The 26,639-nt window shown below is 63.0% G+C and carries 30 protein-coding genes and 1 tRNA gene; 7 read left to right on the top strand and 24 right to left on the bottom strand.

Annotated features, from left to right (window positions below):
- Positions 1-36 precede the first annotated feature (36 nt).
- Positions 37-1,401 carry a bifunctional UDP-N-acetylglucosamine diphosphorylase/glucosamine-1-phosphate N-acetyltransferase GlmU gene (glmU, locus tag ACEQX1_RS12545; protein WP_370193563.1) on the bottom strand — a complete coding sequence of 455 codons (1,365 nt, stop codon included), beginning with the start codon at positions 1,399-1,401 and terminating at the stop codon, positions 37-39.
- Between the two features lie 155 nt (positions 1,402-1,556).
- Positions 1,557-2,312: a cytochrome c biogenesis CcdA family protein gene (locus ACEQX1_RS12540; RefSeq protein WP_029703131.1), complete on the bottom strand. Its 756-nt coding sequence runs from the start codon at positions 2,310-2,312 to the stop codon at positions 1,557-1,559.
- Between the two features lie 239 nt (positions 2,313-2,551).
- Here ACEQX1_RS12540 and ACEQX1_RS12535 point away from each other — a divergent pair.
- The 3 genes from ACEQX1_RS12535 (at position 2,552) to ACEQX1_RS12525 (ending at position 3,644) form a co-directional block, all read left to right on the top strand.
- Positions 2,552-2,627, top strand: a tRNA-Lys gene (locus tag ACEQX1_RS12535).
- A gap of 397 nt (positions 2,628-3,024) precedes the next feature.
- Complete coding sequence (locus ACEQX1_RS12530) at positions 3,025-3,261, top strand: hypothetical protein (protein WP_370193562.1); 237 nt, start codon at positions 3,025-3,027, stop codon at positions 3,259-3,261.
- Positions 3,258-3,644, top strand: coding sequence for a hypothetical protein (locus ACEQX1_RS12525; protein ID WP_370193561.1), 387 nt, complete (start codon positions 3,258-3,260; stop codon positions 3,642-3,644). The genes ACEQX1_RS12530 and ACEQX1_RS12525 overlap by 4 nt, the downstream gene beginning before the upstream one ends.
- Positions 3,645-4,485: 841 nt before the next feature.
- Here the strand turns inward: ACEQX1_RS12525 and ACEQX1_RS12520 are convergent.
- Positions 4,486-4,962 carry a hypothetical protein gene (locus tag ACEQX1_RS12520; RefSeq protein WP_370193560.1) on the bottom strand — a complete coding sequence of 159 codons (477 nt, stop codon included), beginning with the start codon at positions 4,960-4,962 and terminating at the stop codon, positions 4,486-4,488.
- A 1,223-nt stretch (positions 4,963-6,185) separates the two neighbouring features.
- On the opposite strand from ACEQX1_RS12520, the gene ACEQX1_RS12515 reads away from it, so the two are divergent.
- The 3 genes from ACEQX1_RS12515 to ACEQX1_RS12505 all read left to right on the top strand — a co-directional run bounded on the left by ACEQX1_RS12515 (position 6,186) and on the right by ACEQX1_RS12505 (position 8,055).
- Entirely contained in the window at positions 6,186-7,334 is a 1,149-nt protein-coding gene (locus tag ACEQX1_RS12515; protein ID WP_370193559.1) for a GGDEF domain-containing protein, read from the top strand.
- Between the two features lie 96 nt (positions 7,335-7,430).
- The gene (locus tag ACEQX1_RS12510) at positions 7,431-7,613 is read left to right on the top strand and encodes a hypothetical protein (RefSeq protein WP_370193558.1); all 183 of its coding nucleotides are present in this window, start codon (positions 7,431-7,433) and stop codon (positions 7,611-7,613) included.
- Between the two features lie 4 nt (positions 7,614-7,617).
- Positions 7,618-8,055 (top strand): thermonuclease family protein, encoded by a 438-nt coding sequence (locus ACEQX1_RS12505; RefSeq protein ID WP_370193557.1) that lies wholly within the window; start codon positions 7,618-7,620, stop codon positions 8,053-8,055.
- A gap of 115 nt (positions 8,056-8,170) precedes the next feature.
- On the opposite strand, the gene ACEQX1_RS12500 is transcribed toward ACEQX1_RS12505, so the two are convergent.
- Complete coding sequence (locus tag ACEQX1_RS12500) at positions 8,171-8,608, bottom strand: PA2169 family four-helix-bundle protein (RefSeq protein WP_370193556.1); 438 nt, start codon at positions 8,606-8,608, stop codon at positions 8,171-8,173.
- Positions 8,609-9,515: 907 nt separating this feature from the next.
- The gene (locus tag ACEQX1_RS12495; RefSeq protein WP_370193555.1) at positions 9,516-10,169 is read right to left on the bottom strand and encodes an SOS response-associated peptidase; all 654 of its coding nucleotides are present in this window, start codon (positions 10,167-10,169) and stop codon (positions 9,516-9,518) included.
- 563 nt (positions 10,170-10,732) lie between these two features.
- Between ACEQX1_RS12495 and ACEQX1_RS12490 the strand changes: the two genes are divergently transcribed.
- On the top strand, positions 10,733-10,957 hold the full coding sequence (locus ACEQX1_RS12490) for a hypothetical protein (RefSeq protein WP_370193554.1): 225 nt from the start codon (positions 10,733-10,735) through the stop codon (positions 10,955-10,957).
- Positions 10,958-11,432: 475 nt separating this feature from the next.
- Here ACEQX1_RS12490 and ACEQX1_RS12485 read toward each other — a convergent pair whose 3' ends face one another.
- From ACEQX1_RS12485 to ACEQX1_RS12395, 19 genes are all read right to left on the bottom strand, one after another.
- On the bottom strand, positions 11,433-12,038 hold the full coding sequence (locus tag ACEQX1_RS12485; protein WP_370193553.1) for a hypothetical protein: 606 nt from the start codon (positions 12,036-12,038) through the stop codon (positions 11,433-11,435).
- 233 nt (positions 12,039-12,271) lie between these two features.
- Positions 12,272-12,607 carry a hypothetical protein gene (locus ACEQX1_RS12480; RefSeq protein WP_370193552.1) on the bottom strand — a complete coding sequence of 112 codons (336 nt, stop codon included), beginning with the start codon at positions 12,605-12,607 and terminating at the stop codon, positions 12,272-12,274.
- Complete coding sequence (locus ACEQX1_RS12475) at positions 12,588-13,028, bottom strand: hypothetical protein (RefSeq protein ID WP_370193551.1); 441 nt, start codon at positions 13,026-13,028, stop codon at positions 12,588-12,590. Before ACEQX1_RS12475 ends, ACEQX1_RS12480 begins: the two co-directional genes overlap by 20 nt.
- A 235-nt stretch (positions 13,029-13,263) precedes the next feature.
- Positions 13,264-13,620 (bottom strand): hypothetical protein, encoded by a 357-nt coding sequence (locus ACEQX1_RS12470; protein WP_370193550.1) that lies wholly within the window; start codon positions 13,618-13,620, stop codon positions 13,264-13,266.
- Positions 13,621-13,623: 3 nt separating this feature from the next.
- The gene (locus ACEQX1_RS12465; protein ID WP_370193549.1) at positions 13,624-13,941 is read right to left on the bottom strand and encodes a hypothetical protein; all 318 of its coding nucleotides are present in this window, start codon (positions 13,939-13,941) and stop codon (positions 13,624-13,626) included.
- 2 nt (positions 13,942-13,943) lie between these two features.
- Positions 13,944-14,645 carry a TIGR02594 family protein gene (locus ACEQX1_RS12460; protein ID WP_370193548.1) on the bottom strand — a complete coding sequence of 234 codons (702 nt, stop codon included), beginning with the start codon at positions 14,643-14,645 and terminating at the stop codon, positions 13,944-13,946.
- 463 nt (positions 14,646-15,108) lie between these two features.
- A complete protein-coding gene (locus ACEQX1_RS12455; RefSeq protein ID WP_370193547.1) occupies positions 15,109-15,675 on the bottom strand; it encodes a hypothetical protein in 567 nt (188 codons plus the stop codon).
- 17 nt (positions 15,676-15,692) lie between these two features.
- Complete coding sequence (locus tag ACEQX1_RS12450; protein WP_370193546.1) at positions 15,693-18,002, bottom strand: hypothetical protein; 2,310 nt, start codon at positions 18,000-18,002, stop codon at positions 15,693-15,695.
- Positions 18,003-18,072: 70 nt separating this feature from the next.
- Entirely contained in the window at positions 18,073-18,474 is a 402-nt protein-coding gene (locus tag ACEQX1_RS12445) for a hypothetical protein (RefSeq protein WP_370193545.1), read from the bottom strand.
- A 9-nt stretch (positions 18,475-18,483) separates the two neighbouring features.
- Entirely contained in the window at positions 18,484-20,349 is a 1,866-nt protein-coding gene (locus ACEQX1_RS12440; RefSeq protein WP_370193544.1) for a hypothetical protein, read from the bottom strand.
- Positions 20,350-20,739 (bottom strand): hypothetical protein, encoded by a 390-nt coding sequence (locus ACEQX1_RS12435; RefSeq protein ID WP_370193543.1) that lies wholly within the window; start codon positions 20,737-20,739, stop codon positions 20,350-20,352.
- Between the two features lie 126 nt (positions 20,740-20,865).
- Positions 20,866-21,432: a hypothetical protein gene (locus tag ACEQX1_RS12430; RefSeq protein ID WP_370193542.1), complete on the bottom strand. Its 567-nt coding sequence runs from the start codon at positions 21,430-21,432 to the stop codon at positions 20,866-20,868.
- On the bottom strand, positions 21,432-22,109 hold the full coding sequence (locus ACEQX1_RS12425) for a hypothetical protein (protein ID WP_370193541.1): 678 nt from the start codon (positions 22,107-22,109) through the stop codon (positions 21,432-21,434). Before ACEQX1_RS12425 ends, ACEQX1_RS12430 begins: the two co-directional genes overlap by 1 nt.
- Position 22,110: 1 nt before the next feature.
- Positions 22,111-24,249, bottom strand: coding sequence for a hypothetical protein (locus ACEQX1_RS12420; protein ID WP_370193540.1), 2,139 nt, complete (start codon positions 24,247-24,249; stop codon positions 22,111-22,113).
- A gap of 293 nt (positions 24,250-24,542) precedes the next feature.
- Complete coding sequence (locus tag ACEQX1_RS12415; protein WP_370193539.1) at positions 24,543-24,893, bottom strand: hypothetical protein; 351 nt, start codon at positions 24,891-24,893, stop codon at positions 24,543-24,545.
- Entirely contained in the window at positions 24,893-25,321 is a 429-nt protein-coding gene (locus ACEQX1_RS12410; RefSeq protein ID WP_370193538.1) for a phage tail tube protein, read from the bottom strand. Before ACEQX1_RS12410 ends, ACEQX1_RS12415 begins: the two co-directional genes overlap by 1 nt.
- Before the next feature lie 3 nt (positions 25,322-25,324).
- A complete protein-coding gene (locus ACEQX1_RS12405; protein WP_370193537.1) occupies positions 25,325-25,720 on the bottom strand; it encodes a DUF3168 domain-containing protein in 396 nt (131 codons plus the stop codon).
- A gap of 3 nt (positions 25,721-25,723) precedes the next feature.
- A complete protein-coding gene (locus ACEQX1_RS12400; protein ID WP_370193536.1) occupies positions 25,724-26,185 on the bottom strand; it encodes an HK97-gp10 family putative phage morphogenesis protein in 462 nt (153 codons plus the stop codon).
- Positions 26,185-26,496, bottom strand: coding sequence for a phage head closure protein (locus ACEQX1_RS12395; RefSeq protein ID WP_370193535.1), 312 nt, complete (start codon positions 26,494-26,496; stop codon positions 26,185-26,187). The genes ACEQX1_RS12400 and ACEQX1_RS12395 overlap by 1 nt, the downstream gene beginning before the upstream one ends.
- Positions 26,497-26,639: the final 143 nt, after the last annotated feature.

Here is a 26,639-nt window from a genome sequence, read left to right as displayed (position 1 = left end):
GTGTTTCACGAATGGTATCGCGAGATTACGAAGCGGTCAGGCCTTGCCGGCGGCCTTTGCCGCCTTGGCTGCCCGGTTGCGCTCGGCGATCTCGCGGCCGCGGCCGGGCTTGGTCACCTGGCGTTCGCGGGCGATGGCCAGGGCACCGTCCGGCACGTCGTCGGTGACAACGCTGCCGGTGCCCACATAGGCACCCTCGCCGATGCGAACCGGTGCGACCAGCGCCGAGTTCGACCCGATGAAGGAGCCGGCGCCGATCTCGGTCCGGTGCTTCAGCGCGCCGTCGTAATTGCAGGTGATGGTACCGGCCCCGATATTGGCCGCCGCGCCGACGCTGGTGTCGCCGATATAGCTGAGGTGGTTGACCTTCGCGCCCACGCCGATCTCGGCGTTCTTGACCTCGCAGAAATTGCCGACCTTGGCGTCCTGCGCCAGATCCGCCCCCGGCCGCAGGCGGGCGAAGGGGCCGACCGAGGCATCGGGGCCGACATGACACCCTTCCAGATGGCTGAAGGCGTGGATGGTCGCGCCGGCCTCGACCCGGACGCCCGGACCGAAGACCACCTGCGGCTCGACGAAGACGTCGGGTTCCAGCTCCGTGTCGTGGCTGAAGAAGACGCTTGCCGGATCCTGAAGGGTGACGCCGGAGAGCAGCACCTGTCGCCGCCGTGCGCCCTGCCACAGGGCTTCGACCTGCGCCAGCTCCTCGCGGGTGTTGACGCCGAGCACCTCGTTGGCGTCGGCCTCGATGGCGCGGACACGGCGCCCTGCATTGCGGGCGATCGCGACGAGATCGGTCAGGTAATATTCGCCCTTGGCATTGGCGTTGCCGATCGCGTCGAGCATGGCCAGCGCATTGTCGCCGCGAAACGCCATGACGCCGGCATTGCAGAAGCCGACCCGACGCTCCTCGGCATCGGCGTCCTTTTCCTCGCGAATGGCGACGAGTTCGCCCTCCGCCTCGATCAGTCTTCCGTAGCCGGTCGGGTCCGCCGGACGGAAGCCGACGACACAGACATCGGCCCCGTCGGCCAGCGTCGCGCGGGCTCGCGCCAGCGTGTCGGCGCCGATCAGCGGCGTGTCGCCGAAGAGAACGAGGATGTCGTCGAAACCCATTTCCAGTGCCTCGCGCGCCGCCAAAACGGCATGGCCGGTGCCCAGGCGCTCGGTCTGCTCATGGGCGGCGACGCTGGCGATCTCGCGGCGCGCCGCATCGGCGACGCTCGTCCCGTCCCGCCCGACGACCAGCGCGACATCGTCGGAACCGGCCGCGCGGGCGGCGCGCACCACGTGGCGGATCATCTCCAGGCCCGCCACCTTGTGCAGGACCTTGGATTTCGACGACCGCATCCGCGTGCCTTCACCGGCGGCCAGAATGATCGACAGGCAGCGTCTCGCCATCTTGCACTCGCGTTCTTCGCGTGAATCTCGCAGCACGCCTTAGCACGGGGACCGGCGCGCGTTCAGGGGGAACGTTGCGGCAAGGTAAAGCGCGGGACGAGGATACCCACCGGCGACGCATCGCGACGCAGCGGTGGCGGTCGAGCACTAAGCCGCTAGCCGATGGTCTGCAGCGCCGGGAAGGTTTCCAGCAGCCAGAACGACATGGTCTGCATGCCGCCGGTCAGGAACAGGAGGCCGGTGACCACGAGCAGGCCGCCCATCGCCTTTTCCACGGTCGCCAGATGCGCCCGAAACCCGTGCATCCAGCGGAAGAAGGCGCCGGAAAAGGCTGCGGCCAGGATGAACGGGATGCCGAGGCCGGCCGAATAGAAGCCCAGCATCAGGGCGCCCTCTCCCACCGTGTTCTTCGCGCCCGCCAGTCCGAGAATCGCGCCGAGCACCGGACCGATGCAGGGCGTCCAGCCGAAGGCGAAGGCGAGGCCCATCAGATAGGCGCCGAGAATGCTGCGCGGCTTGTCGGGCGCGCTGATCCGCGCCTCGCGCGACAGGAAAGACAGGCGGAAGACACCGAGGAAGTTCAGGCCCATGACGATGATCGCCACGCCGGCGACCATGCCGAGCCAGTCGAGGTTCTGCCGCAGCAGCTGGCCGATCGTGCTGGCGCCGGCCCCGAGCATGATGAAGACGGTCGAGAAGCCGAGGACGAAGGTCACCGAGGTCGCGATCAGCCGGCCGTAGCTGGTCGTCCCCATCTGCCGGCCGGCCCGCAGCTCGTCGGCCGAGACGCCGGCCATGTAGCACAGATAGGGCGGCACCAGCGGCAGGACGCAGGGCGACAGGAAGGACAGCGCGCCGGCGAAGACCGCGGTCGGATAGGAGAGTTCGGCGAACAAGGGACCTGCCTTCATTGCGGGAGACGTTCGGCGACGACGGCCAGCGCGCCCTTATGCTCGGCGCGCAGGCTGCAACTTGGTGGCGCCGCCCTGTCCCTTCGGGCGGACGGCAACGCCGCCGCCTTCTAGGCGTCCCGCCCGCCTGCGGCAAATCGCAAAACCGTCAGTGAGAGGTCAGAAAGACGGTTGACCGTGAGGGGGCGCCTTTCTATGGTCCGCGCGCTGCTCCCGGGACGCCACCGCCCCGGGGGTCGGAGCGCGTAGCTCAGTTGGTAGAGCAACGGACTTTTAATCTGTAGGTCCAGGGTTCGAGTCCCTGCGCGCTCACCAAACATTTCAAAGACTTAGTCGGTTCTGCAGCGTCTCTCATGTCGCGTTCGTGTTGCATCTGGTTCCCTTGAATTACAGGGATTTCCCGGTACGCTCGGCTACTCCACGCAACATGGAATGCGACATGGAACGAACCGTCAGGCACTTCGACAAGGGCTCCCACAGAGGGGGTTCACAATGAACAGCGATCGCTACCAAGCGAGGGCGGACGCCGATGGCGTCGAAGCTGCGAATGCCGGGACTGAGAACCAGCGGCGGCGACACGAGGAATCGCGGGAGCGGTGGCTGGAGATGGCCGAGCGTGCGCGAGAGTTTGAAGCTGGCTAGGCAGAGCGGCTAGCGGATGAAGACAAGGGATAGGCGCGCGAAGCGGGCCGCGTGCGGAGGGTGATCACCGATGTCTGAGGGACCAGGTCTAAACACTCAAGAAATGGCGCGTGCGATTGCCGCGCTGATGATCGCCATTCGTCAGCATGAGGTGAACCACCTTAATGCGCTGCTGCTGCTTCGAAAAGCTGCGGTTGGAATTCTGACAGTGACGGAAGTGGACGAGGCCTATCACGCGTACAACGCCCGCAGCGATTCTTTCAAAGAGGATTTCGATCGGTTCTTTGAGGCGTGGATTGGCAAATGAACAGTACCGTGACTGATCTCGACGAAGCGCGACGGGCTCGACAGCGTTACGAGGAATTAACCGCCCTGGAACATAGCTTGTCGTTCCACGCGGCAAGCCCCATAAATGAAACCATGAGCGAACAGCGTATTTCCACTCTTGAAGCCCGAATGACAGGCGTTGAAGGGCGCCTCGACCGCATGGAGGGCAAAATCGACCGCATTGGCGACGTGCTGACGGACATCCGGGTTGACCTCGCGAAGAAGCCGTCAACGGCAGCGCTCTGGACGATGGTCGCTACTGTGCTCGGCTTAGCCCTTGCTATTGCTTTCGGTACATTCACCGTAGCGTCGTTTACCGCCTCGCTGAGCCAACCGCCGCCAGTCGTTTCACCCGAAAGCTGACGATAGGCCTCGCTCCGGCGGGGCTTTTTTTGGCCGGTCGCGCTCGCGTATCCTCTGGATTTCTTCCTTCGGGTATGCGGCGTCAGGATTTGTCGGATTGTCGAACGTATCGCCGTATGGCCTCCATGTAGGGATCGTGGGGTGTCTCTGGCTCCGCATGCTCCAAGGCGTACAACGCTGCTTGGACCTTCGCCCACGACCAGCGCACGCAGCCCGGCGAGAGTTTGACCGGTTTGGGCAGGATTCCACTACGCACCAGCGCATAGACTTTAGATTCGCTGACATCAAGTTCGCGTGCAAGCGTCTTGGCGCTCAGGTAGGACGGTCTCCGATAAGACGGCACCATCGCCTCGCGCCTCGTACGCTTCGACGACCTCTCGCTTTATCCGCAGGAGCTTTCCACCGAGGTAGAATGCTTCGAGATCGCCCTTTCGGACCACGTTTCGAATGTGCCGTTCGGAGCAGTGCCAGCGTTTGGCGAGGGTTGCAGGGCTGTAAGCGCTCGGCAAATGGTCCCCAGCCTGCCCCGTGAGTGAGCGGCTGCCTTTCGCCGGCGGCGTCTCGACCCCCAAGCGCACGTCCGACGGATTGCTGGCGGATGCCTCATCGGCGACATGGGGCAGTTCTTCGAATGCCCGGTCGACTTCCTGCCGGTCCCAGACTCGGCGCCCCGCGATTTCCCGCGGCTGGGGCATCTTACCAGTTGCCACCAGCCGATCGAACAGAGTGGCCCCGATCCCCACGTAGGCGGCTGCCTGGGAGCGTGAAAGTCCGCGGGGAACAATGAGAGGGTCGACGACTTTCATGCGTCTCAGACAATATGGAATCTAAGTGCCTTGCACTAGCAGTGATCGAGCTTATCGATGGGAATATCCTCGATGTGTCGGTGGAATTTAAACTCCTGGATTTCGGCCGAGCCCTTGAAAGCCGTGGCCCGGATGGAAACGCGCTTGAACTGGTCTGCCGTCAGCATCGCGAGCACGGATGGCAGAACGTCCGTGGGCATAACAACGATCGCCTCTAGCAATCCATCGTTTAGGTAAAGATCACCGATCGACGGCGGCGGAAGGGTTTTTTCCATCGCCTTGAGGTCTACGAGGAACAGAAGGCGGATCTTTGCCGCTTCCGCTTTCAAGCCCTCGGGACGGATTGGCACGCCGAATAATTCTACTTGCCGAATATCAGAGTAGGGCTTGCGCGGCGGCTCTCGCCCCAAACGGCTGGCGACGGAGAAGCTGTAGTCCCAGCGCCAATCCGTGAGACGAATATCATAATGGACGTCGCCCTGATCTTTACGCCGCCGGGGTTTTGAGGGCATCGGCGAATTGCTCCGAAAGCCGCAACCGAAGGATCTCCACCATGAGCCGTGGCCCACTACCGTTCAAGCAGTCGGATGTCGTTCGCGCCATTAAAGCTGCTCAGGCAGCAGGGCTGGAGATACACCGAACAGAGATCGGGCAGGATGGCCGGATCGTTCTCGTTCACCGTTCTGATGCTGTAGCTGAGCCGGACGCCTACGAAGTCTGGAAGGCAAGCAGGGCGAGCAGAGGCGAAACATGATGTCGACTTTGGCGCCCAGGCGCTCTTGATCGCATACGTACGGGCGGGCGGACCTCCGCGCGCAGCGTAAATGCTTCGCTAACCAAGTCCTTCGCTTTTACCGTGCCTGTCGAAATTGCGCCGTTCCCTCGGAGCTTGCTGGTCACGTCAATCAAACGGAGCGATCACAATGCGTGACAGACACTTTCGCGAACATACGAAAGACGAGTCGCACGATCTCGTCGTTTATGGCGCCTACGCTGCTGCTACGGTATTCGCTTTCGCGTGCGCATACTTCATCTTCGTCCCATGACGACCCCTCTGAGCTCGTAGCGCATCACGCGCGGAGCTTTTAAGGATGCTGCAAATGAGAGCTACCGGACGCTTAATACAGTTCGCAGCCATCGGTCTTGGAGCGCTGATGCTCAGCGGCTGCGTTGCCGGAACCGGCTACTATAGCGAGTCCTACTCAGGGGTGATCTACGAGCAGCCGGTCTATGCCGAGCCGGTCTTCGTGATCGATGACAGGCCGCGCTATCGGCACCACGACTACTATCGCCATCGAGATTGGAGGCGAGACTGTCGCGAGCATTGGGATCGTGGCTACCGATACAGGAGTCGGCACCACCGGTATCGCTGACATTCTACGAACGGGGGTCAGTCCGCTTGGATGAGTCACACCACCTGAACCGCGCGCGGGTTGCAGCCGTGGCAGTTGCCCTCGCCTTGCAAGCCAACCCTGCCCTCGCCGGCACGTCCCCGGTTTGCTCCGGGGAAGATCGAGCAGCGCGGAAGATGACCTGCATTGTCGACGGCGACACGAAAGGGGGCTTAGTGTGAAGTGGCGGGCACTGAACGTTAATACGCCAGAGAGCAACAGCCGGCGGGCGGCGCTGAGGAGCGGATCTATGGTCTGCCAATAAACTCTGAGCGGACGAGTTTACCGCACCTAGAGCAATAGCCATTAGCTTCGCCGGATTGATCTGTTCCCGAAGGGGCCACGTGCAGGCGCTCGCAAATCCACTGACGCTGATCCATGGCCTCGCCATGCTCGCACTTGTTTCCATCACCTTTGGTTTCATGGCGCGAACCGTGTCGTCAGTTCTTTCCCGCGAAGTTGCGGTCGGCCTGACGTTCGGCTTCGGCGCCATCTTCACAATGGCGGATCCAATTGTGATGCAGGAAGGCATACTCCTCGATGCGCGAGGCGTTATCCTAACGCTTGCTGGACCATTCGGCGGGGTGGCAGCCGCTACGATCGCTGCTGCTTTGGCCATTGCCTACCGTCTGTGGCTTGGCGGGGTTGGGGCGCCAATTGGCTGCATGACCATCACGATCGCGACAATCGTGGGTCTCGCTTTTGCCTATTGGGTACCATTGCGCCAAGGAACCTACAGTCTTCGCCAACTCGTAGCGCTTGCCGCCGTCGGTTCTCTGCATGGCTTTTCGGTACTTTTCGTTCTCGTGGTCATCCCAGTGCCCGGGCTCATTGGCTCGCTAATTCCGCTGTGTGTTCTGAACTCGATCGGTATTGTCGTACTCGGTAGCTTCCTTTCGGCAGAAGGCCGGCGGCGGCACGCCACCCGGCTGCTTGAAAAGGAAGCTGCCACGGATGCGCTCACCGGCTTGCCGAATCGCCGCACGTTTGATGCTGCTGGCACAGCAATGGTCAGAGAGGCTAGGAGTGCGAACCGGGCTGTCACTTTGCTCATGATCGATCTTGACCACTTCAAGCAGGTCAATGATCGCTGGGGGCACGACGTCGGTGACAGCGTTCTTCGAAAGGCGGCTGCAGTAGTAGCTACTGGAATTCGCGTGGGGGGATTGGCAGCGAGGTACGGGGGCGAGGAAATCGCCGTCTTGTTACCTGACACGACCACGGAAGATGCGACTGCGATATCCGAACGAATCCGACTGGCGGTCCAAGCCAGTGTCTATCACCTGCATCCCGATGTACTCGGCGTCACGGTAAGCATCGGCATTGCGTCTCGGCGAGGAGGTAGCCTCGACTTCGGCGAGATATTCTCAGCTGCGGATCGCGCGCTGTACGAAGCGAAAGCCCAAGGACGGAATCGATGGGTTGTTGCGCCAAGCGTCGAAGACCAGGGAAGTGCGGCTTCATACGGGTCCACAAACTCCCGCTGTGGTTGAAAAGTGAGAGTAGTGTGGCTCGTGCCAGACAGTACTGCGGGCTATTGGCTGTGCCGACGTCATCTACGCATGGAATGCAGTGAACAGGGAACGTGCATGACGAACACGAAGCGCATTGAGATATTGAAGCGATTGGTCAATGAGGAAGAAGATCAGATCAGACTCGTCGAAAGCGGATTGTCTGATGAGGGCTTAAACGCGGTGCTCGCCTCAGAGCGTTGCCGGAACAATATCGTCGTCTACACCCGCATGATAACCCGGCTCTTACAGAAATCCTGAACCAATGCGCATTTCCGATATCATTTCCATGCCGTCGCAAGTGTCACTGATGTTCGCCGTCACGATGATGGTCAATCCGGCCCTCGCCGGCACCATCCCGGTTTGCTCTGGTGGCGACCGGGCGGCGCGTAAAGTGACATGTATCGTGGATGGCGACACCGGATGGGAGCGCGGTGTGAAGTGGCGAGCCCTTAACGTCGACACACCCGAAATCAGCCAGCCGGAATGCGCGGCCGAGAAGCGGCTCGGGCTGCAGGCGCGGGATCGGTTGCGGCAGTTGATGGCCAGCGGGTATCGGATCGAATGGACCGGCGGCCGTGGGCGCTATGGGCGCGAGCTCGCCAACGTCATCCTGCGCGATGGACGCGACGCCGGTCGGGTGCTGATCGATGAAGGACTGTCGCAGTCATGGCCGAACGAGGGGAATCCGTGGTGCCGGTGACCTAGTCAGACCCGGGCGCTCTAGACACACCTGGAGCAGAAACTTCGCGGCACACAGAATTTGGGAGCGACCCGGCAGTAGTTGAGAACTGCCGAGCCGGTTTTGCTACGGTGTCTTAGCCAAACTGCTTCTTCAAGTTATCCGAGATCCGTTCGCCTTTGCTGATCTCGTCATGCGCGCGCTGAACCACAAGGCGCGTCTCGGCCGTAAGGTCTTGGTTGTCCAAGGCCTCTCGGAACTTCTTCTCGATGTAATCCTCGCCTTCTTCCACCCGCTCGACGGCCGCTTCGTTGCTGTCTTCGAAGGCATCAGCCAAGCTGGTGAAGGCACGATGCGCGGCACCCATTGTGCTGCCGCTGTCTCGGGCGTCCCCACCCAATCGCACGATCTCGGCATTCAGCATCCGAACGGTATCGCGGCGCTTCCCAGCCTGCTCCTGAAGTGTCTGTTTCAAACCGGCATTCTCAGCCTTCTGGGAGGCGGTTTCATAGCCGAGGGCGCTGTCGACGGCGGTATCGGTGAGGGTCTCGAGGATCGAAAGCTGGGTCGCCATGTGCGTTCTCCTTGTTCGTTTCTGCTCGGCAAACAGCCGACGAGCGAAAAGGATGCACCCGTGCTCCGTGGAAAACCGGACGACCGCGGAGCCAGGATCTCGTTTCTGCCTAACAAAACTATGAGTGCGAACGCTGGAATGTGATGCAGCGGATCGGCACGAGTCAGGTCAGATCGCAATCAAGGACAGCCTTGCCGGCTTGAATTGAACGAGGAGAACAGGTTTGCAGACAGTAGGTGACGCGGTTGCCAGTGGAGCGGTTCCGCTGGCTTGGGAGGACCGCAGAGAGGGCTGCTGGCATGGACTACGGAATGGCCGAGTTATGGCATCCGTCATATCCCGGCAGGATGGGACCTGGCAGTGGGCGCTGCGCGGGGTGAACCCTTTTGGGATATCGAAGAGCGCCGGGACAGAAGGCAGTCGGGAAAGTGCCATGGCCGTCGCTCAGGAAGCGTGGGACAAGTGGTGTTCTGCGCTCGGCCTGTTCGCGGTATAGTGCGTCATGACCGCGCCGTCCGGGGATCCGCATACCATCGACAGCCTTGGCAAGCTGGCCGACAATGGCATGGGCCTCGCATACGCCTGCGATGATTGTCATCGAACGCTGGATCTCACGATCGCGACAATGATTGGGATTTGGGGCCGGGACAGAGTGTTCGTGCGTTGGCGGCCGCCGATCCGGTGCGCCCGGTGTGGCAGCCGGAACGTCAGCGGCCGCGTGCAGGCGAAGGTACCGGGACGATGAGTTGGATCGGTCCCTGCCTATGGGCAGCGTTTGGCCTGCTTGTCACACTCGCGCTATGGCCTGGCGCTTGGTCTCTGATCGCGGACATGCTGCGCTAGTGCGGAAAAAGCTACTTGTCGAGGAGGGGATGCTACCGCTGCCGTTCAGTGGCCCGCACGCTTACTAACCATCCTTTCGCTCCCCTCGCGCCACGATCTGCAGGGACTCGTCGGGCAACGGCCGCTGCAGCGCTGAGGCCTCTGACCAGTCCGCCCGCATCCAGACATCCATCTCTTCTGCTTCGGTTAGAATGACTGGCATGGCTTTCGGATGAATCGGCGCAACCACAGCGTTCGGCTCGCAGGTTAGAAAAGCATAGAGGTCAGCGTTGACCTCGCCCTCCTTCGTCTTCCGCACACTGGTCCAGTTCGTCCAGATCCCGGCGAACGCCATGATCGGTCGGCTCTCATCGGCTGCGAACCAGACAGGCGCCTTCTTACCCTCTGCCGTCGTCTCGTACTCCGAGAAGCTGGTGAAGGGCACAAGACACCGGTTCGGCGGCCCTAGCCAGCGTCGCCAATGCGGCGACTTCACATTGCGGACATTGGTCACGCCGCCGTCTACGCTGCGGTCCTTGAGGACGAACTTCGGCGACGGCATGCCCCACCGCATCATCGCGAGTTCGCGCTCGCTGTCATCAGCGTTGCGAACCACTGGCGCGGCATAGTCCGGGAAGACGCCCGGCAGCGACGGCAGATTACCCGTGCTGTCCCGCATCGCGAGGGTGAACTCGCGGATCGCCGCCTGGCCTTTGGTGATCGAGTAGAGGTTGCACATTCCATCAGGAGAGCACGGGACGAAACGGCCGTCGAGGCCTCGCCAGCCTGGCACAACCAATGACGACTACCATTCTTTGGGCAAACAAGGGGCGATGCCGCCAAGTCATCAAAACGAAGCGGTTTCCGCGATAATCGCCGCAACGAGAGGAAGCTGCATGGCCATCACCCTTACGATGACAATGCCTGCAGTGGTTTTCGCGCTGGGCCTGGCCGCTTACTACATCGTTGAAAATTACTGAGCCAGCCCAGCGCCTTTGCAGGGAATAGGATCGCTCTCTATCGCCGGTGCCACAAGCCGTCCGGTATCGCTCTCAATAACACTGATGGGCACCCGACAACTGCACTGCAGTTTGTTTGCCAAGGCACGGGCTTGGGCCTCTGTACGCCTGTCGAACTCAAGGTCACCGACCATGGTGTGCATGCGAACTCTGTACGTCATTTCGCTTGCTCCCGATAGACGCTTGTCAGTCTACAAGCTTTTCACGTTGCACGAAATGGGTGCCGATTGACTCTTCGTGTACGTCGGCGCGTAGATATCCCCCTCACTCTGAGGACCCCGCAATGACCGCTTACGACTTTATTGAGTGGCTGGATGTGATGTGGCTCTCCGATGAAGAGGCGGCACGTCTTCTATTTGTCTCCATCGATGAGATCAACGGGTTCAAGTACGAAGGTGCGAGCAAGACCATCGCGCTCGCCTGCGCGGCCGTTGCCGTTGGCGTGCCGGCGTGGGCCACGAAGCATCGAAAGACAAAGTTGAAGCGCAAATCGAAGAAGGCGTCGTAGGGTCAACCCTCGCAATGCGAGGGCGGCGCGGGACGGCGGCCAGAACATCCGCATGCAGCTACGGGGTCGGGTCGGCAGCCGTCGACAGTCAGCGAAAACGAGCGCATCATCCCTTTGTCCAATGGAGGGATCAGATGCATGTCCAGTCCTTCGGAACGACCGTGATCATTTCCATGCTGGTCGGCACCTCGTTGATCGTCGCCCCGTATATCGCGGAGATGGTCATGATCTGGCGCTGAACCGTCGAAGAACCCGGCCATCAACGAAGGTCAGCCGGGCCAGCATTTGCAGGCCGATAGGTTCTGCTGCCCCGTCGCTACATGGCGCAGGTTTGAGACTGTGAGCCCCCGATGCCTGAACATCGGGGACTCCGTGGAGCGTTCGATGAGTTGCGCTACATCCAACGGCGTCCACGATCACGAGCCGTGCCTGCCTTGGTGAAATCACCTGCGGGCGGCGGCAATAATATGTCGCGTCAGCCGTTCGCCTCAGCGGATGCTCGATCGGATACCGCACCGACACGATGGGACTTATGAGTTTCCCGGAGGCGCTGCGCCTGGATTGCCGCGCGAGCATATTGTTCCCAGGCAGACCGGATTGCCATCAGGTTGGCATTAAGCGCTTCAGCGAGACTTTCCAGTTCGTCCAGCTTGGCCGCGCTCTTGCTGAACTTTGCCGACAGATCGCCGCTGACGTCGCCCTTGCGCGCGCTCTCGATCACGCCGGAAAGGCTGCGACCGTACTCGTCGACCTCTGGAACTATTCGCGTCAGCGACTGATGGAGGCGAACTCGCTCGGATTCGGCGGCTTCGAGTGGCGGGCGAAGCTGTTCCATCAGGCGCACCGCATTGCGGCATTCGCGGCCATGCCGGTCCAGGTCGTGACCAAGTCCGGCAAAGCCGCCGTCGATGCGGCGAGGTAGACGCGCGGTCGGATCGACGACGCCCTGCCCAGAGATCGGTGAGACGCCGGCCCCGTTTGCCACCTTTTCGCTGCGTTCACTGTAATCTCCCGAAAGAGCTTCCGAAAGGAATTTTGCCATCTCTGGGGAGGTATCTTTGACGTCTACTTCGACGGGCATGCTGAACTCCTGCACTTTCTACGGTGTCTTTCCGTGTGTGGGAATATGCACAGGTTTTTTGAATTGGGTACGCGAGAGTTTAGAAATGGTTAAGCATCAATTTTTCTTTGCTAGCCAAGAAAGTGTAAGATCGAAAAAACGCGGCCACCCATGAACGGTCGCCGGGCCGGTATGCACTGACGATGCGCGCACGCGATGGTAGCGATATGAAACGGCCGCAGCACGCCGTTGCGTCAGCGCCGCCGGTTCCGCATCTCCTCGCGGATGTCTTCCAGCGTCCGCCCGTTCCGCTTCTGCTCCTCGACGATGCGGTCCATGTCGTGCTCCGACTGCTCGCGAGATTCCTTGATCTCCTTGCGCACGTCGTGGATCGCCTCCAGCATCTTCTTCGCCGACTGCGTATCGGCGAGACTGCCGCCCATGATGGCATAGTGCGGGTCGGCCTGAGCCGTCGCTCGCGGCGGCGCCTGGAACTTGCGGTAGAGGAACAGGGTCGCCCCGCCGATCACCAGGATCACGTAGAACAGCACCCGGGCCCACTCCGGCAGCTCAGCGATGAGGCTTTCCATGCGGCCGCTCTCCATAAGGGACGCGAGCATCCGTGGCCGCTATCCAGATGTTCGATCCTTCCCCGAGAGCGAGGAATGCGTAGGTGACGGCGCCGGGTGAAGCGACGCCTGAAGCCTCCACGCCCAGCGCGAGGGCGGCAAAGATCAGGCCGCCGCCGATGGCACAGAGGCCGCGCAGCTCCGGCGATGGCCGCCATGCGCCATTGTAGGCGAGGATGACCATCCGCAGCAGGCCACCCCAGAACATGAGCGTGCCCCAGGTTCCCTCTACCGCCCAGGCGGCGAGCTCACGCCATGCCGGCTGGGCGAAGCTGTCGGCAGGGTCGAGGAGCCGAAGGCCGATGCCGGTGATGATGCCGGCGCAGATCCACTCCAGTCGGCGCACCGGAAAGTGGCGGCGCAGTTCGGAGAGGATGATCATCGCGGCACCCAGAGCGACCACCGGACACAGCCGCGCCCATCCCGCCGGGAGACTTCCATGCGCCCCTGACGATCCAGCCGAATGGCCGGCACGGTTCTGGCGCGATCGCAGTCGAGGACGGCCAAGCGCAGCGGCTGCCGCGGGGTCGGCGCTGCATGGGCCGGCGTGAACAGCCACAGCACCGCGGCGCCCACCAGAGCGACTCCGACCGCCCATGCCGTCCAGCGCCAGACGCTCACGGCGCCACCTTGTCGATCTGCCGCTGGATGTGCGGAACGACGAGATCGGCGATCTTGCTGTCGGACAGCCCAAGCGTCTTCACCGTGTCGGGCACTGAGGACTTCACGTAAGCGATCGCCGCCCCGGTCGCGTCCGAGGTCACCGCCGGGATGACGCGCGCGCCCCCTGCCCGCGCAATGGCCGTCAGCGCCGCATTCTCCAGCGCCGACTGCAGGAGCTTCGCCCGCGCCTCGTCCTTGATGACGTTGTTCGCCTTCAGCCAGGCGATGGCCGCCGGAATCGCGATTGTCGTGAGCACCGTTGCGAGCAGCGGCAGGGCGATTGCGAGCGTGATGTCGAGAATGCTGTCCATGGATCAGTTCTCCTGTTCGGCGAGAGACTGCGCCGCCAGCACATCGGCATAGGCGGCGGAGGCAGCGGCCAGGGCGGTCGCGGCATCGGTCGGCGGATCGGCGCAGATGCGCGTGACGACGATGTGCGCGTTGCGCTCGGCTGCGATGATCCGAGGCGAGACCGCCCTGTTCTGCGTCAGGACGACGAAGGCGGTGTGCGCCAACGGTTCGTACTGGCAGATGCGGGCGAGCTGCGCCGACACCGGAACCGGGATCTGCGGGTTGGCCGAGACACAGCCGGAGAGAGCGGCAGCGCAGGCCACCAATGCGAACGGCTTCATGGTCACGCCTCGTTCTGGCTGATGGCGCCGGTGGCCGCCTTGGCGACCGATCCGGTGGCGGTGGTGTCGGTCTTCGGCCAGCGGGCGCCGAGGAAGCGATCCTTCGCCATCCGCGTCACGCTGATCTGGTTGGACTGGTTGCCGCCGAGGACGTGATAGGTGCTCGCGTCCTCGCCGACATAGAAGGCGACGTGGCCGGAGATGCCGTTCCGCGAGCCGCGCCAGAACACCATTACCGCGCCGAGGCGCGGCTTGGTCTCGACGCCGAACTTGAGCCAGTTGCGGGCGAGGTACGGATTGGTCGGGATCGGCTCGTCGGGGAGCGTCAGCTTGATGGCTGTCTGGACGAAGTCGCCGCACCACGGCAGCTTGCGCGGGTCGCCGAGCGTCGGGCCGTCCGAGCGCAGCCACGCCGCCAGTTCGGTGTAATCCCTGATCTCGTGAAGCCCCATCTTCGAGCGAGCCTCGACCATCCATGTCGGATCGCCTGAGACAATCGGCTTGGCCTTCGCCTTCGCGTCTTCGTCGAACAGCAGGTGGAGGGTCTGGATCACCGGATACGGCCGGGCGACGAAGCCGTGCGCGGCTTTGAAGTCCGCAAGCGCGGTCTCGGTCTTGGAACCGGCGTCGCCGTCGATCTTGCCGACGTAGTAGCCAAGCTCCTGCAGCCGGGTCTGGACGGACAGGACGATCTCTTTGGCCATGATGCTCTCCGTTGCGGGCATGGAAAAGCCCGCCGCGGACGAGCCGGGACGGGCATGAGAATGACGCTGTGTCTGGATCAATTGTGATATGATGCGGTGTCGCGGTGCTCGCCCTGCAGGCTGGCCTCCAGGTCCGCGACAGGCCCGGTGGCTCTCTTCCCAAAAGCGTGGCTGCCGGGCCGCCTATCGCGAACCCATGAGCAAGGCCGCCACGAGAGCGCCATCTATTCAAGTCAGATGGGGTTGTTAGTTGCGGCAGTAGGGATACGGACCGTGACTAGGCCCGGCAGTTCCTTTGCCCGCGATGCGATGCTGTCGGGCCGCCTGCGTCAAATCGCCAATGACAAAGGCGCGCCTCGCAGACGCCGGTCATGATGTCGCGCGCGGTTTGTCGCGTGGGAGGGATATGCTCCCGTCCAGGCCCGACGGTGCCTTAACCGGAACTAACACTGCGGGGTCGCAATCAGTCTGCTGACGACGTCGGTTTGAGATCATACGCCGCCTTGATGACGAACTTCTTGCCGTCCCAGGTGTGCATCCCGACACAGGCTTCGTTGCTCTCCTTGGCCTTGTGGCCCTTCTTGACGAGCGGTTCCGAGGATACGGATACGACCTCACCGTCGCGTTCGCGCACCAGCACCCAGCGCTTGTCGCGCGGCTCCTTGCCGGCACCGTCCCAGAGCCGGTCGCCGCACCATTTGTCGCCGACCACGGCGTTGTCACTGGCAACCGCGAACATCTGGCCCGAAGGGATGTCGCGGTAGACGATGTCGACGACCATGCCGGTGATGTCGCCGGGATTCTGGCGCACCAGCGCCTGCCGCTTGCCCTTGGGCTCGTGCTCCAGCAGCTTCATCTTGCCGTTCTCGCACAGCGTGAAGCAGAGCACGTCGCCGGTCTTGAACGAAAGCGATGGCTGGCCGTTCAGCAGGAGGTCGCCGTCCTCGCCGTCCATCGTCTGCGGCAGGATCGTCACCTCGTCCGGCCCGGTGCGGACCATGTTGATGTTCAGAGTGATCGTGGAAATCATGTTTATCGTTCCTTCGCTCAGGCGGCCTGACGGCCGGTTTCGATCCATTCGGCGGCATCGATCGCACTCTCCAGGAAGATCCAACTTCCTGCCGGCGCGGCCCAGTTGACGCCGCCGTTTAGGCGGAGATTGCCGCCACCCGCGTGCTGCAGTGTCAGACCGTTATCGATGCGCAGTGCGAGCCGGCGATTGCGATGACTGACGGTCGCGTTGATATTGCCGACTGTCGTTGTGCCGGTGAGATGGTGCTGCCGAACTCCGATCGGAGGCGCAATCGTGGTCGCGGAGGCGACGTTCGGTGTGCCGAGATCCGTGTCGACATCCTCACTAATCTGAACGCGGGCGCCGATCGCAGCTGCCATCTGGATTCGAGTGGAAGCGCCCTTCAGGCGCCCGCCGCTGACCTTCAGCATCGTGCCGTTGCGAAGATCAATCGCTGCAGCAGCGAGGTTCGGCAGGTCGACCGCCTGCGTCGTGAGATTGTCGATGATGGCGCCATCCGGGCCTACGCCGCCATTGCCAACGATGCAGTAGAAGCGCCCGCCCGAGTTCGCGACAACATCGATGTCCGCGCAACTCGTGTCCGACACCAACAGGTCGCGCCCATTTTCGAGCAACATGCAGTCGCCGATCGCCTGCCGCATGTCGTAACCCATCAGCTTAATCTGCCGGGGAGCCGTACCTGCGACATAATACATCGCAGTGGAGCCGTTCAGCATTTGGCCTGCCGAGAAAGTCACGGCGTTCAGCGGATTGGCCTGATTTGAGACGACTGTTACGGCATATGCCGCGCCGCCGTTGATCGCTTCGTAGGTGTCCTGCCCGGAGAAGAAGTTGTAGCCGTCCTGGCCGTTCGACGTGACAGACAGGCACGTCACGTCGCAGCCCCAGATGTGGTTGCCGACCGATTTGATCTGATCGAAGCCATCCATCACGCCACCGTTCTGGATGCCGATGCCGCCGCCTCGATTCGAGAGCATGTGGATGTTGTGGCAGATGCCGGTTGTAACGCCCGGAGTCGCCGTTGATACGCCCTCGATGTACCAGAGATAGGAGCCCGAGATCGCTGGCTTGGAGTTTGGCGCGATCCAGGTATTCCGCGACATCTGCTTCTCCAGCGGACCTTCGCAGGAGACGAACTCGATGCCCTGATAAATGTTGAAAAAGGTGTTCTGCTCGATCGTGAACTGCTGGACCTCGAACAGGCGGAACAGCTTGCCGGCAGTCGGCTTCTGGTTGGTGTTATCGCCGGCCACTGAGCATTCGGTGAACGAGAAGCCGTAGGAGGCCTTAGACCCGTTGATGTGTCCGATGATGTCGAACAGTAGAATGCCACCGGTGCCGTAGACACGCGTGAGCCAGTCGCCGCGGCCAATGATCTTGCAGGCGCGAAAATCGACGACCACCGTGGAAGACAGCCCGTAGTCGCCCTGTTCGAACTGCAGGACGCCGCCGACAGAGCCGGAGATCACCCTCTGTTTCAGGAACGCGATGGCCGCCAGGATGCCAACCGTGCAGTCGCCGACCGGGTTCGCGCCCCACCATTCGGACCAGATCGAATTGTTCGGCAGCTTTGGCGAGCCGAGGACCGTGCCGCCAAGCGACACATCAAAGATGCGAAACGGCAGCGCATAGAGTGAATTGTTGAAAGTCAGGTTGATGGTGTTGTCGGGCTTCAGAATACCGCCCTCGAAGAAGACCTCCGAGTTGAACGTCACCGGCGACCCGCAGCGATACGTGCCCCAGGTGATGATCAGCGGAATATGCAGCGCGACGGCGGCGATATCCGCCAACTGGATCGCATTCCCGTCGCCGCTGATAGCGCCAGCGCCCACGGCGCCAAGGTGATAGGGCGTCAGCCGATCACCGGCATATTCCCAGTGCTTCGTGCCGCTGTTGGTCGTGAACTTCGCGCCATGGGACGGAGCCGATGCGACCTTCCGATAAGGCCCTCCGCCCTTGCCCGTGGCGGACGAATAGCCGCTGACCCAGATGCGTTCGATCCCATCGGGCACGTCGAGCGCCGGCATCCCGGTAACGGTGGCATAGATCGGGACATTGCCCTGGCTGACGGCGTCGGAGGCGTATCCCGCTGCGATGTCGCGCGCCGCCTCGGCAGCGATCCTGTCGGCATCGGCGAGTGAAGCGCTTGCGGCGGCTTCATCGGCCGCAGAGCCGATGTCGAGCCAGTCGCCCCATGTGCCGTCCGGGTTTTGCCAGCGGATCATGTAATCGCTGATCTCGTGGGGCGGCTTGTTCCCCTGAAGACCCCGCGGCCCGCGCTCAGGCAGGGCGAGATCAGGACCGCGCACTTTGGTATAGGCCATGCTGTTCTCCGCGCATGAAAAAGGCCCGCCGAAGCGAGCCTGCTGGGGTGTTGAATTGGGTTTCGTCCCGCTAAGCGGTCACGCGCCCTGGATAGACGATCATCGCGCCTCGGAACCGCTCCTGGTAACGAATGCCGTCGTCTGGATCGCTCGTCTCGGCTATGCTCTGGACGCAGAAGTGGTCCCACTTGCCGACCGGAATGTCGGAGATCACAGTGGAGCGTCCGACATTGATGCTGGCGAGGCCGCTCACCGCGTCATCAACGACGATGGTCCCGTCCGCCGTCGAAAGCTTCTTGATGAGAACCGAATGATCGTAGACGGGCCGGATGAATATCTCGATCGTCACGTCTGTGAGGTCAGTCGGCGTGTCGCCATCTAAGAAGCGTGGAAGCGGGTCGTACCAGTCCTCGTCCTGTACGATTTCGCATGTGGCGGTCGTATATGGTGGCTGGACAATTACGGTAGCCATGATGCCTCGCTATGTGATGGTGATGGGGTAGTCCGAAGACCACGGGCCGATGGCTGTGACGCCGGCATTCATGCGAATGCGAACCTGATAAAGACCAGTGTCGACCACGTCGCTCTCCGCGCTGTCTCGCGTGCCAGCCACTGTCATGGCCGTGTACGACGGGGCACCGTCTTCGCGGAACTGGACCTCGTAATTGCGGTTGAGCGCGACTGAAGCCGTCCAATCCGCGCGGATCTTCGGCCCCGCGATCTGCGAAAGCGTGATGACCGGCGGCGTCAGCTCTAGATCGGGCGACGTGTCCGGCGGAACCGATGTGGACGTGCCCTCTTCCTCGGTCGTCCAGTCATAGGACGCCGCGTTAGCCGAGCGCAGGGATAGGCGGACGCCGCTGAAGTCCGGCAGAAGCTCCGGCCCGCCCTCGACCCAATACGGGCCGTTGATGTCCAGTTCGGGCCACTTCAGCGTGATGATCCGCTCGCCGATGGCGTTCAGTCCGTTCAGGTTGGTGATGACCTCTCCGACCCAATCGCAGTTCTCTCGGGCCATGCGGATCTTCGCGAGGCGGCGCGACTGGCCGTGCGCGGGCACCTGGACGAGATCGGCCGGGACCGTGACGAGCTGCCCCGTCGCCGCTATGTCGTCCACGTCCTGCCAGGGCTCGCCTTCGTTCTCCACGTAGCCGAGCGCCGGTTCCATGTATTGGATCGACAGCTCGTTAAAGCGCGACATCGCGTCCGGCGGCGCGAAGTTGGTCTCGATGATGTGGCCCAGGTCCGCGTCGATGGTGACGGTCGGCGCTTCCCACTTGCCGCCGCGGATCGCGACCTTGCCGTCCTGCGACGGGAACAGCCGCGCGTCGCAGGCTTCGAGAAGGCGGGCCAGAACGTCCTTGCGCGCCTCCGTCAGTGCGACTGAGGTCGCGACCCGGTAGCGCTTCTCGGTGCCGCCCGCGGCCAACGGGACCGCCTCGTCGCAGATGTTCGCCATGGCGATGAAGGACGGCAGGTCCATCTTCGTGATGGCGCGGTCGTAGCCGTCCTCATGCGTCAGATAGTCGAGTATGCAGAGCGCCGCGTTGTCGCTCCATTCCCATGTGGACTTATCGGCGTGGCGATGCGAGCCGCTGCCGCCGGCCACCGTGGAATCCTTGCGCGGATCGTAGACCCGAGCGCCGCGCACCAGCGCAGAGACCTGCGGTTCACCACTCGGATAGTGCGCCTGGAACTCGTCGTCGGCGCCGGTCTGGCAAACGACCACGATGTACGCGGTGCCCCTCAGGCGGTGATTGGCCGACCATTCCGGGAACGTGCTGTTGAGGTAGGGATCGACAGCCTGGTCGTCGGTTCCGAAGTGCCACGCAATGCGGACTAGCGGATTGCTGCCGTTCTCGTATGGCGCGCTCTGCACCCAGCCGGAGCCGTCGATCGTTGCCGGGGAATCCTGCAGGTAGATCTGTTCGAACGCATCCACCTGTCGCGAGGAAACCAGCACGGCCTTGAACAGCGTACTATCGCGCGTTTCGTAGAACGCCAGCGACCCGCTGACCTTGACCCGCCCGTAGTGCCAGATGCGGGGCGGGATCGCCTGCCGGGCCTCCACCTGCCCGTCGCTGGGCTTGGGCTGCTTCGGTCGGTTGAACAGCGATGCGACGTAGGAGACGCCGAGACCGAGCGCGATGGTGCCAACGGTCGACGCGATCGTGCCCAGCACGCCGACACCAATGATGGCGTTGGCGACCGCGACACTCGCGCCGGCCTGAAAGGCTGCGAGGGCGATCGGCATGAAGATCGGATCGGCCTTTGACGGGATCGTGATAAAGGTCAGCGACGCCAGGACCGTGGAAGCGGCCAGCGCAGCGCGAACGGATCGCAGCATTCAGACTCTCCAAGCTGCGAGGATTGGCACCTGCCGAAAGCGCAGACCGCCGGGGCCGATGCAGGCTGTCCATGCGCCGGTCACGATTGCGCCCAGCTCGCCCTCAGGGGCGTCCACGAGCGCGATGTCGCCACGGCGGGCGGCATTGGTGCGGCGGATGCCGAGCGGCGCCACAGCGGCCCCTATGAGGGCTTCACGCGAACCGTGCTCTGCGATGATGCGATAGGCGGCGGTGCGAGTGGCGTAGCGGCTGCGGAACTGCGCCGCCGGGTTGACGCCATGGCGAACAGCGACCCACTCGCCGAGCCATGACAGGCAGTCGGCGCCGTCATCCGCCCATGAAAAAGGCCGCTCAGCGGCGGCCTTGAGGAAGTGCGAAAGGTCGTCCATCTAGAAGGACGGCCACTTGACCCTGACAAAGCGGAACCTCCGAAGAACCCGATCGACCGGCGTGAAGCCATGCTTCCGCCAGCACTCCTCGATGCGTCGCGTCAGATCGTCCATTGTCTTCTCCGTTCAGAAAACCGGCCACGCCAGCCTTTTATTCTTGAGCGTCGGGATGAACTGGCATCCGAGATCGCCGGGGAACCGCGCCTGCTGATCGCGGTCGGACCAGTAGGCGAAAGCGGCAAGGTTGCGCGTCGTCCAGATCGTCTCGGCCGTCATGCTGATGGATCTCTGCGATGGGCCTTTCGCGCCATAGCCGATCGTGTCCATGATGAGCTGCCGGACGACCCACTTCTCACCGAGGGGCTGCATGGTCTCAGCATCTAGGAACAGCGCGTAAATCGTCACGTCGCGGCCACGAACGCTGTCACCGGAACGGGCCAGCGTCACGAACTCAGGATCGACACCGGAGAGCGCGAAGGTCACCTTCTCGGCAGCGTCATTCTCGCCGAACTTGATCGCCGAAATGGAGCCAAGCTCGCCGGTCCCCAGCCATTCGTAGCCGTCGAGATCCAGCACGCCGTTGCCATTCCAGACGCGGCGAACACCCTCCGCGAAATCGAACTCGACGAGGTTGACGAGGTGGACGACCTTTTCGGCCATCGCTGCCTGCTGGAGAGCAGAGAAGTCTGCCATCAGATGCTCTCGACGAAGCTAAGATCGACGAAGCCCCAGCGCGCCACTTCCAGATTGAGGCTACCTTCGTCGTCTGACATCAGGCGCATCTCGCAAGTCGGCCGAGTGAAATCGACCGCCTGCCCCAGCGTGACTGCATCGCGCAGCGGCGGCATGATCGAGAACGTTGTGGCGTTGACCACTGCGGTGATGAGATGCAGGCGCCCTGGCGCTGGCGAGAAGTATTGCCCCGCGCGAATGGCCGAGCCCTGGCTGACCGTGATCTGCACAGTCGTGGAGCGCCGAGCCGCTGCCGCCGCAAAGGCGGCGTTGACCTGGCTTTGCGGTGGGATCTCCGGGTCTTCGAACTGCGTGCCGTCAAGCCGCTTGCGGCGGGTAAACGGCGGGTCGAGCGTGCGCCCGTAAGTGTCGACGGGCCAGTTCGCCCGGAACCAGTCGAAGGCTGGAACCAGCACAGTGCCTGCCCGTCCGCGTAGCCCGATGTGGAATGCACGCCATGCGAGGATGGCGTCGTCGTTCTTGATGGGGATGCCGGACAGTTGCGCTGTCCAGCGCCCGGCACCCGACGCCACGATCTGTTCCTGCCCATTGGTCGCGACACCACCCGAGCGGGAGACGTTCTGGACGGTAAAGGAGATGCTACGCGGGTAGATGTCCGCCGGCCAATCTGTCGCCATGCTATCCGGTCCTCCGCTGGCGATCTTGCTGAAGCTGGGGGAATTGCGAGGCCGACTGCTGCATGGCCTGCTGCGATCGAACCTGAGCCCGCTGGTCGGAAATGCTGGTGACGAACGGCGTCAGGTTGCCGGACTTGTCGACATCGACACCGACCGTCACGTGGACACTCGACGCGCCAACGCCCTGCCCAATGTTTTCATTGGCGATGATTGAGCCTGAGCGCCCCGGCGAGAACAGTTCGGGACCATTCTCCCCAACGACGTAAGCCTTGCTACTGGACACCGGCCCGCCGGCAGCACGGAAGCCACCGAACAGCCCGCCCAAGATCGAGCCGAGAAGGCCACCGCCGCCACCGGAGCCGCCACCCATCAGCGCCTGAAAGCCCTGATTGAGCAGCATGTCGCCGAGGCTTGACAGCACGTCCGCGAGAACGTCCCTCAGCTTCTTGGAGCCGTCGATCAGGCCCTTGAAGGAACTGCTGATTGTCTGACTGATGTTCTGGCCGATCTGGCCCAGAGACGAGAGGCTGTCCTTGCTGGCGTCAGTCTCCTTGCGGAGGCCCTTCCATGCGTCGGCAGCCTTCTTGCCTGCACCGGCCAAACCACCGCCCTTGCCGCCACCGGAGCCGCCACCGGAGCCGCCGCCTGCTTCGCTGCCGCCGACCGCTGCGGCAGCTTCCTCCGCAGATCGCGTGAAGCTCTGTGCGGATTCGGTTGCGCTGTCGAAGGACGAGGCAATTGCGCCGACGTAATCCTTCTGGGCACCCGCGAATGCAGCCGATGCGGCACCGGCAGCACCAGCCGCGGCGCCTGCATAGGGATTGGCAACGCCGTCCATGCTCGGGGGCAGAATGTTGATTGGCGCGTCGAGCATCGGGATCGCGATGCCGGCGTCCCGCAGCGTGCCATTGATCGAGGCGATGACACCGTTGACTTCGGCGATAGCCGTGCGGCCCATGTTCTGAATGCCGCGCACGAAAGCGTCCGCCGCCTGATAGGCGATATCGCCCATTGCGGCAGGGAACTGGCGCCACGTCGCCATGATGGCTTCGAACGCACCGACCATCGCGCCGATGATCGCGTTTGCCCCGGCCTTGAAGACGCCGACGACATCGACGCCGATCGCCTGCTTGATCTCGTCGCGGAAGTGGTAGACCGCCGTGATGGCGACCGTCAGGCCGACGACCAGAGCGCCAAGCGGGTTAGCCGCCGCAGCAACGGCCACGGCACGGAGCGCGCCGACGAGCGCCGTGCTGAGCGCTGTCGCTGCACCGTAGATCGCAGCGATGATCTGCGGGCTGATCATCAGCGCCAGGGAGCCGCCGGCCACTGCCGCGTATTCAGCTACAGTCGGCAAATAGGTCAGCATCTCGACGAGACCGCGCGCCGCGGCGACAAGCGCCTCCGACACGACGACCAGCGCCGGCAGGAGTGCGGAAGCCAGCGCCGTCGTCACGCCCTGCGCCGCATACCCGATGCGCGAGATATTGTCGTTGAACGCCTCAGCGCGCTTGCCGGTCTCTGCACTGATCGTCAGGCCAAAGGCGTCGGCCTCGTCGGTCAGTTCCTTGAGCGCCGCCGACCCACCATTGAGGAATGGGATCATGTCCGCGCCGGAGCGGCCCATCAACTGCATGGCGAGCGCGGTCTTCTGCGCTCCATCAGGCATGGTGGCGAACTTGTCGCCGATCTCGCCCATGATGTCGGTAGCCGACTTAAGGCTGCCGTCCGCACCCTTGACGTTTATGCCAAGCTGCTTGAACGCCTTGGCGCCCTCGCCTGTCCCCGCTGCCGCATCCGACATATTGCGGGACAGCCGCTGCACGCCGGTCTGAAGCTGGCCCATCGCCACGCCGGACAGATCCGCCGCATACTTCAGTCGCGACAGTTCCTCGATAGGAATGCCAATCTTCGCTGCCGTTTTGCTCAGCGCGTCGGCGTCGTTGATGATGCCGCGGATCGCGACGCCGATGCCAGCGATGGCGGCGACCGCCGCAGCCGCAGCCGCGACGAACGCCGTCTTCATCATCTGCCCGACCTTGGACAGCGTTCCCTGTGCGCCCTTCAGCCCCTTGTCGAAAGCGGCGGTGTCGATCCCGAGATTGACCCGGAGCGCACCGATGACGGCATTACCAGCCATGCATCACCCTTTCCGCCGGCCCGAGAGCCACGACCTGACCACTGCCTCGATCTGTTCGGGCAGCATCTTCTGAGGCCGGGCGGGTTTGTCGCTCGGCATCATGTCTTTGAGTTTGGGGAACTTCTTTGCGCGGTAGAGCGCAGCGGTTGTCCAGCCGAGCCATGCCCGGCCCTCCTGTTCCTGCTTCGCCCTGCGGGTCCGCCCAGCGACGACCACAGAGAACATCCGGGGCGTCTGACGCCAGAAGTCCTCGGGCGGCAGGCCGAATTCCCCCGCCCATGTGCCGTAGAGGCTTAGCCAGTCCGGCCCTTCCGGCTCTTCTGAGGGCGGGTGTTGGACGTGCCGACCTCCGTAGCAGGGAATGACGCCTGGAACGCTTTGGCGACAAGCTGCCCAGCATCGCCAGCGCCGACCGCCGTGATGATGTCGCCGGCCTCTTCCACGCTCACGTCATGGTATCGCTTCAGCCCGATCTGGAAGACCTTGCGAAATGCCGACGCCTTCGCGCCCATCACCTCGCCGAGGTCTTCCATCTTGATGTCGAATTCTTCCTCGATCGCGACGATCGCGTTGAAGTCGAACACCAGCGTGTATTCGGCGCCGTCCGCCTCGAAGGCGACCTCGCCCTTGATCGAGTTCGCCATTATGCAGCCGCCGTCCACGTCTCAGCGCCCGAAGGCGCAACGGTGATCGTCGCCGTCATCTTGTCGTCGATGGGGATCGCCTTCGAATAGCTGAGAAGCACAGCATCGAAGCTGACGGTGACGCCATTCGGGAACTCGATGGTGTGGGTGCGGGTCTCGCCGCTGGTGCGGAGATCGCGCAGAAAGATATCGGTGGCGCTGCCCGGCACCCAGTTGATGGTGAAACTTGCCTCCCCCGGATCGATCAGGCCGGCGATGAACTCGCGGCGACGATCGGGGCTCTGCATGTGGGTGACATCGACGCGATCGGTCGATTCCTCGCCGGGGGTGATCTCGACCACCTCGCCGATCTCGACAAGAGCGCCGGGGTCCTCTCCGTCATGGATCGAGTATTTGCTGCTGTAGCCGATCATTGCTTCGGTTGCCATTGGTCAGGTCTCCTGATGCCAGATGATGAAATCGAGGCTGACGCGGTGGAAGTCTTCCCCGCCCGAGCCCTGCTCGTAGGATTGCCGCTCGCTTTCGAGGAACGACCCATGAAGGCGGATGCCGCCGATGGTGGTTTGAAGGCCGCTCAGTGCGGCAGCGACAGCGCGCGAAACGCCGATCGCGGAGCCGTAGGTTTTGCCCCAGCAGTCGACTTGGACGCGGCTGTCAACGAGACCCGAAGCGCCTGCCATCATGTAGTCGCGTGTGCCGCCGACGCGGTTGAGGACAACGGATGGCGACGCCTGCGCCTGCGGGCGCGCATTCCAGTTGACGCGGTTATCGACGAGCGCCGTCAGCCCGGCATCAGCCAGGAGATAGGCGGACAGAGCCTCTTCCATTGATCAGCCCTTCCTGGCGAGCCGTGCCATCTTGCGGGCGTGGCGCTGTGCGGCCTTCTGGATCTCGGCCCAGAGATCACCCTTGATGCTTTCGAGGACGCCGTTCTTCTCGGAATCCCAAGCGGCACGCATGAACGGCTGCGGGCTATGATCGACCGTCCCGAATTCCTGCGTGATCGCCTGCGGCAGACCACCGGCACCGACGAACATCTCGACCGAAGCCTTGTCGCTCTTGAACATCTTGCGGTGAACGCCGCGCTGCCGGCGGGTGAGCTTGGTGCCAACGCCGATGCTCTCGCGAAGCGCGCCCTCGTCCACCGGGGCTTTCGACGCCGCACTGTCGGCAACCGGCTGCGCTGCCTTCTTGAGTGCCCGGCGCAGGGCCGCCTTGCCGGTCGACCGCGGCAGTTCCTTCAGCGCAGCCTCAAGCTCACGAAGGCCCTCGACCTTGACCGTCTCGGCCATCAGTCAGCCCTTGCGTTGGCAGTAATCTCCAGGCCCTCGCGGCGCCCGATCTCCTTAACTGCCACGACGTTGTAGGACCTGCCGTCAAAGGTGATGCTAGCCTGGGGATCGAGATCCGCGAACGTCGCAGCCCAGCGGATGCGAAAGCGGGTCGTCACCTCGGCGCCAACCTCCTGCGCCGTCCATCGCTCGCCGTCTCGGATGTCTTCCTTGGAAGCCCAGACGGTCGTCTCGGTCGTGCTGTAGATCGGCTCGTTGAAGGCGTCGCGCCCTGTCTCGGTCTCGCGCACGATGGTGATGCGGCGATCCATGCGTCCTGCGTCCATCTTGCCCTCACATGAAAAAGGCGGCCCCGAGGACCGCCCATATTGCCGCGCTGATGGCGAGGCCGCTGATGATGCCGCGGAATGCGGCAAGATCGTCAGGCGACGACGGCATCAAACACAGGCGAGAA

Source organism: Aurantimonas sp., from assembly GCF_964217435.1.
In the GTDB taxonomy this organism is placed as follows: Bacteria; Pseudomonadota; Alphaproteobacteria; order Rhizobiales; family Rhizobiaceae; genus Aurantimonas; species Aurantimonas coralicida.
Note: the sequence above shows the minus strand (reverse complement) of the source record. Positions and strands in the feature narration are given on the sequence as shown.

Bases quoted from the DNA above. Each gene is read 5' to 3' on its own strand.
- ACEQX1_RS12460 (WP_370193548.1), bottom strand. From the start codon at position 14,645: ATGGCCAAAGAGATCGTCCTGTCCGTCCAGACCCGGCTGCAGGAGCTT.
- ACEQX1_RS12430 (WP_370193542.1), bottom strand. From the start codon at position 21,432: ATGGCAGACTTCTCTGCTCTCCAGCAGGCAGCGATGGCCGAAAAGGTC.
- ACEQX1_RS12525 (WP_370193561.1), top strand. From the start codon at position 3,258: ATGAACAGTACCGTGACTGATCTCGACGAAGCGCGACGGGCTCGACAG.
- ACEQX1_RS12425 (WP_370193541.1), bottom strand. From the start codon at position 22,109: ATGGCGACAGATTGGCCGGCGGACATCTACCCGCGTAGCATCTCCTTT.
- ACEQX1_RS12415 (WP_370193539.1), bottom strand. From the start codon at position 24,893: ATGGCGAACTCGATCAAGGGCGAGGTCGCCTTCGAGGCGGACGGCGCC.
- ACEQX1_RS12470 (WP_370193550.1), bottom strand. From the start codon at position 13,620: ATGGACAGCATTCTCGACATCACGCTCGCAATCGCCCTGCCGCTGCTC.
- ACEQX1_RS12495 (WP_370193555.1), bottom strand. From the start codon at position 10,169: ATGTGCAACCTCTACTCGATCACCAAAGGCCAGGCGGCGATCCGCGAG.
- ACEQX1_RS12410 (WP_370193538.1), bottom strand. From the start codon at position 25,321: ATGGCAACCGAAGCAATGATCGGCTACAGCAGCAAATACTCGATCCAT.
- ACEQX1_RS12420 (WP_370193540.1), bottom strand. From the start codon at position 24,249: ATGGCTGGTAATGCCGTCATCGGTGCGCTCCGGGTCAATCTCGGGATC.
- ACEQX1_RS12500 (WP_370193556.1), bottom strand. From the start codon at position 8,608: ATGGCGACCCAGCTTTCGATCCTCGAGACCCTCACCGATACCGCCGTC.
- ACEQX1_RS12475 (WP_370193551.1), bottom strand. From the start codon at position 13,028: ATGATCATCCTCTCCGAACTGCGCCGCCACTTTCCGGTGCGCCGACTG.
- ACEQX1_RS12480 (WP_370193552.1), bottom strand. From the start codon at position 12,607: ATGGAAAGCCTCATCGCTGAGCTGCCGGAGTGGGCCCGGGTGCTGTTC.
- ACEQX1_RS12395 (WP_370193535.1), bottom strand. From the start codon at position 26,496: ATGGATCGCCGCATCACCATCGTGCGCGAGACCGAGACAGGGCGCGAC.
- ACEQX1_RS12435 (WP_370193543.1), bottom strand. From the start codon at position 20,739: ATGGACGACCTTTCGCACTTCCTCAAGGCCGCCGCTGAGCGGCCTTTT.
- ACEQX1_RS12440 (WP_370193544.1), bottom strand. From the start codon at position 20,349: ATGCTGCGATCCGTTCGCGCTGCGCTGGCCGCTTCCACGGTCCTGGCG.
- ACEQX1_RS12445 (WP_370193545.1), bottom strand. From the start codon at position 18,474: ATGGCTACCGTAATTGTCCAGCCACCATATACGACCGCCACATGCGAA.
- ACEQX1_RS12400 (WP_370193536.1), bottom strand. From the start codon at position 26,185: ATGGCCGAGACGGTCAAGGTCGAGGGCCTTCGTGAGCTTGAGGCTGCG.
- ACEQX1_RS12455 (WP_370193547.1), bottom strand. From the start codon at position 15,675: ATGATTTCCACGATCACTCTGAACATCAACATGGTCCGCACCGGGCCG.
- glmU (WP_370193563.1), bottom strand. From the start codon at position 1,401: ATGGCGAGACGCTGCCTGTCGATCATTCTGGCCGCCGGTGAAGGCACG.
- ACEQX1_RS12465 (WP_370193549.1), bottom strand. From the start codon at position 13,941: ATGAAGCCGTTCGCATTGGTGGCCTGCGCTGCCGCTCTCTCCGGCTGT.
- ACEQX1_RS12520 (WP_370193560.1), bottom strand. From the start codon at position 4,962: ATGCCCTCAAAACCCCGGCGGCGTAAAGATCAGGGCGACGTCCATTAT.
- ACEQX1_RS12530 (WP_370193562.1), top strand. From the start codon at position 3,025: ATGTCTGAGGGACCAGGTCTAAACACTCAAGAAATGGCGCGTGCGATT.
- ACEQX1_RS12450 (WP_370193546.1), bottom strand. From the start codon at position 18,002: ATGGCCTATACCAAAGTGCGCGGTCCTGATCTCGCCCTGCCTGAGCGC.
- ACEQX1_RS12510 (WP_370193558.1), top strand. From the start codon at position 7,431: ATGACGAACACGAAGCGCATTGAGATATTGAAGCGATTGGTCAATGAG.
- ACEQX1_RS12405 (WP_370193537.1), bottom strand. From the start codon at position 25,720: ATGGAAGAGGCTCTGTCCGCCTATCTCCTGGCTGATGCCGGGCTGACG.
- ACEQX1_RS12485 (WP_370193553.1), bottom strand. From the start codon at position 12,038: ATGCCCGTCGAAGTAGACGTCAAAGATACCTCCCCAGAGATGGCAAAA.
- ACEQX1_RS12490 (WP_370193554.1), top strand. From the start codon at position 10,733: ATGACCGCTTACGACTTTATTGAGTGGCTGGATGTGATGTGGCTCTCC.
- ACEQX1_RS12540 (WP_029703131.1), bottom strand. From the start codon at position 2,312: ATGAAGGCAGGTCCCTTGTTCGCCGAACTCTCCTATCCGACCGCGGTC.
- ACEQX1_RS12505 (WP_370193557.1), top strand. From the start codon at position 7,618: ATGCGCATTTCCGATATCATTTCCATGCCGTCGCAAGTGTCACTGATG.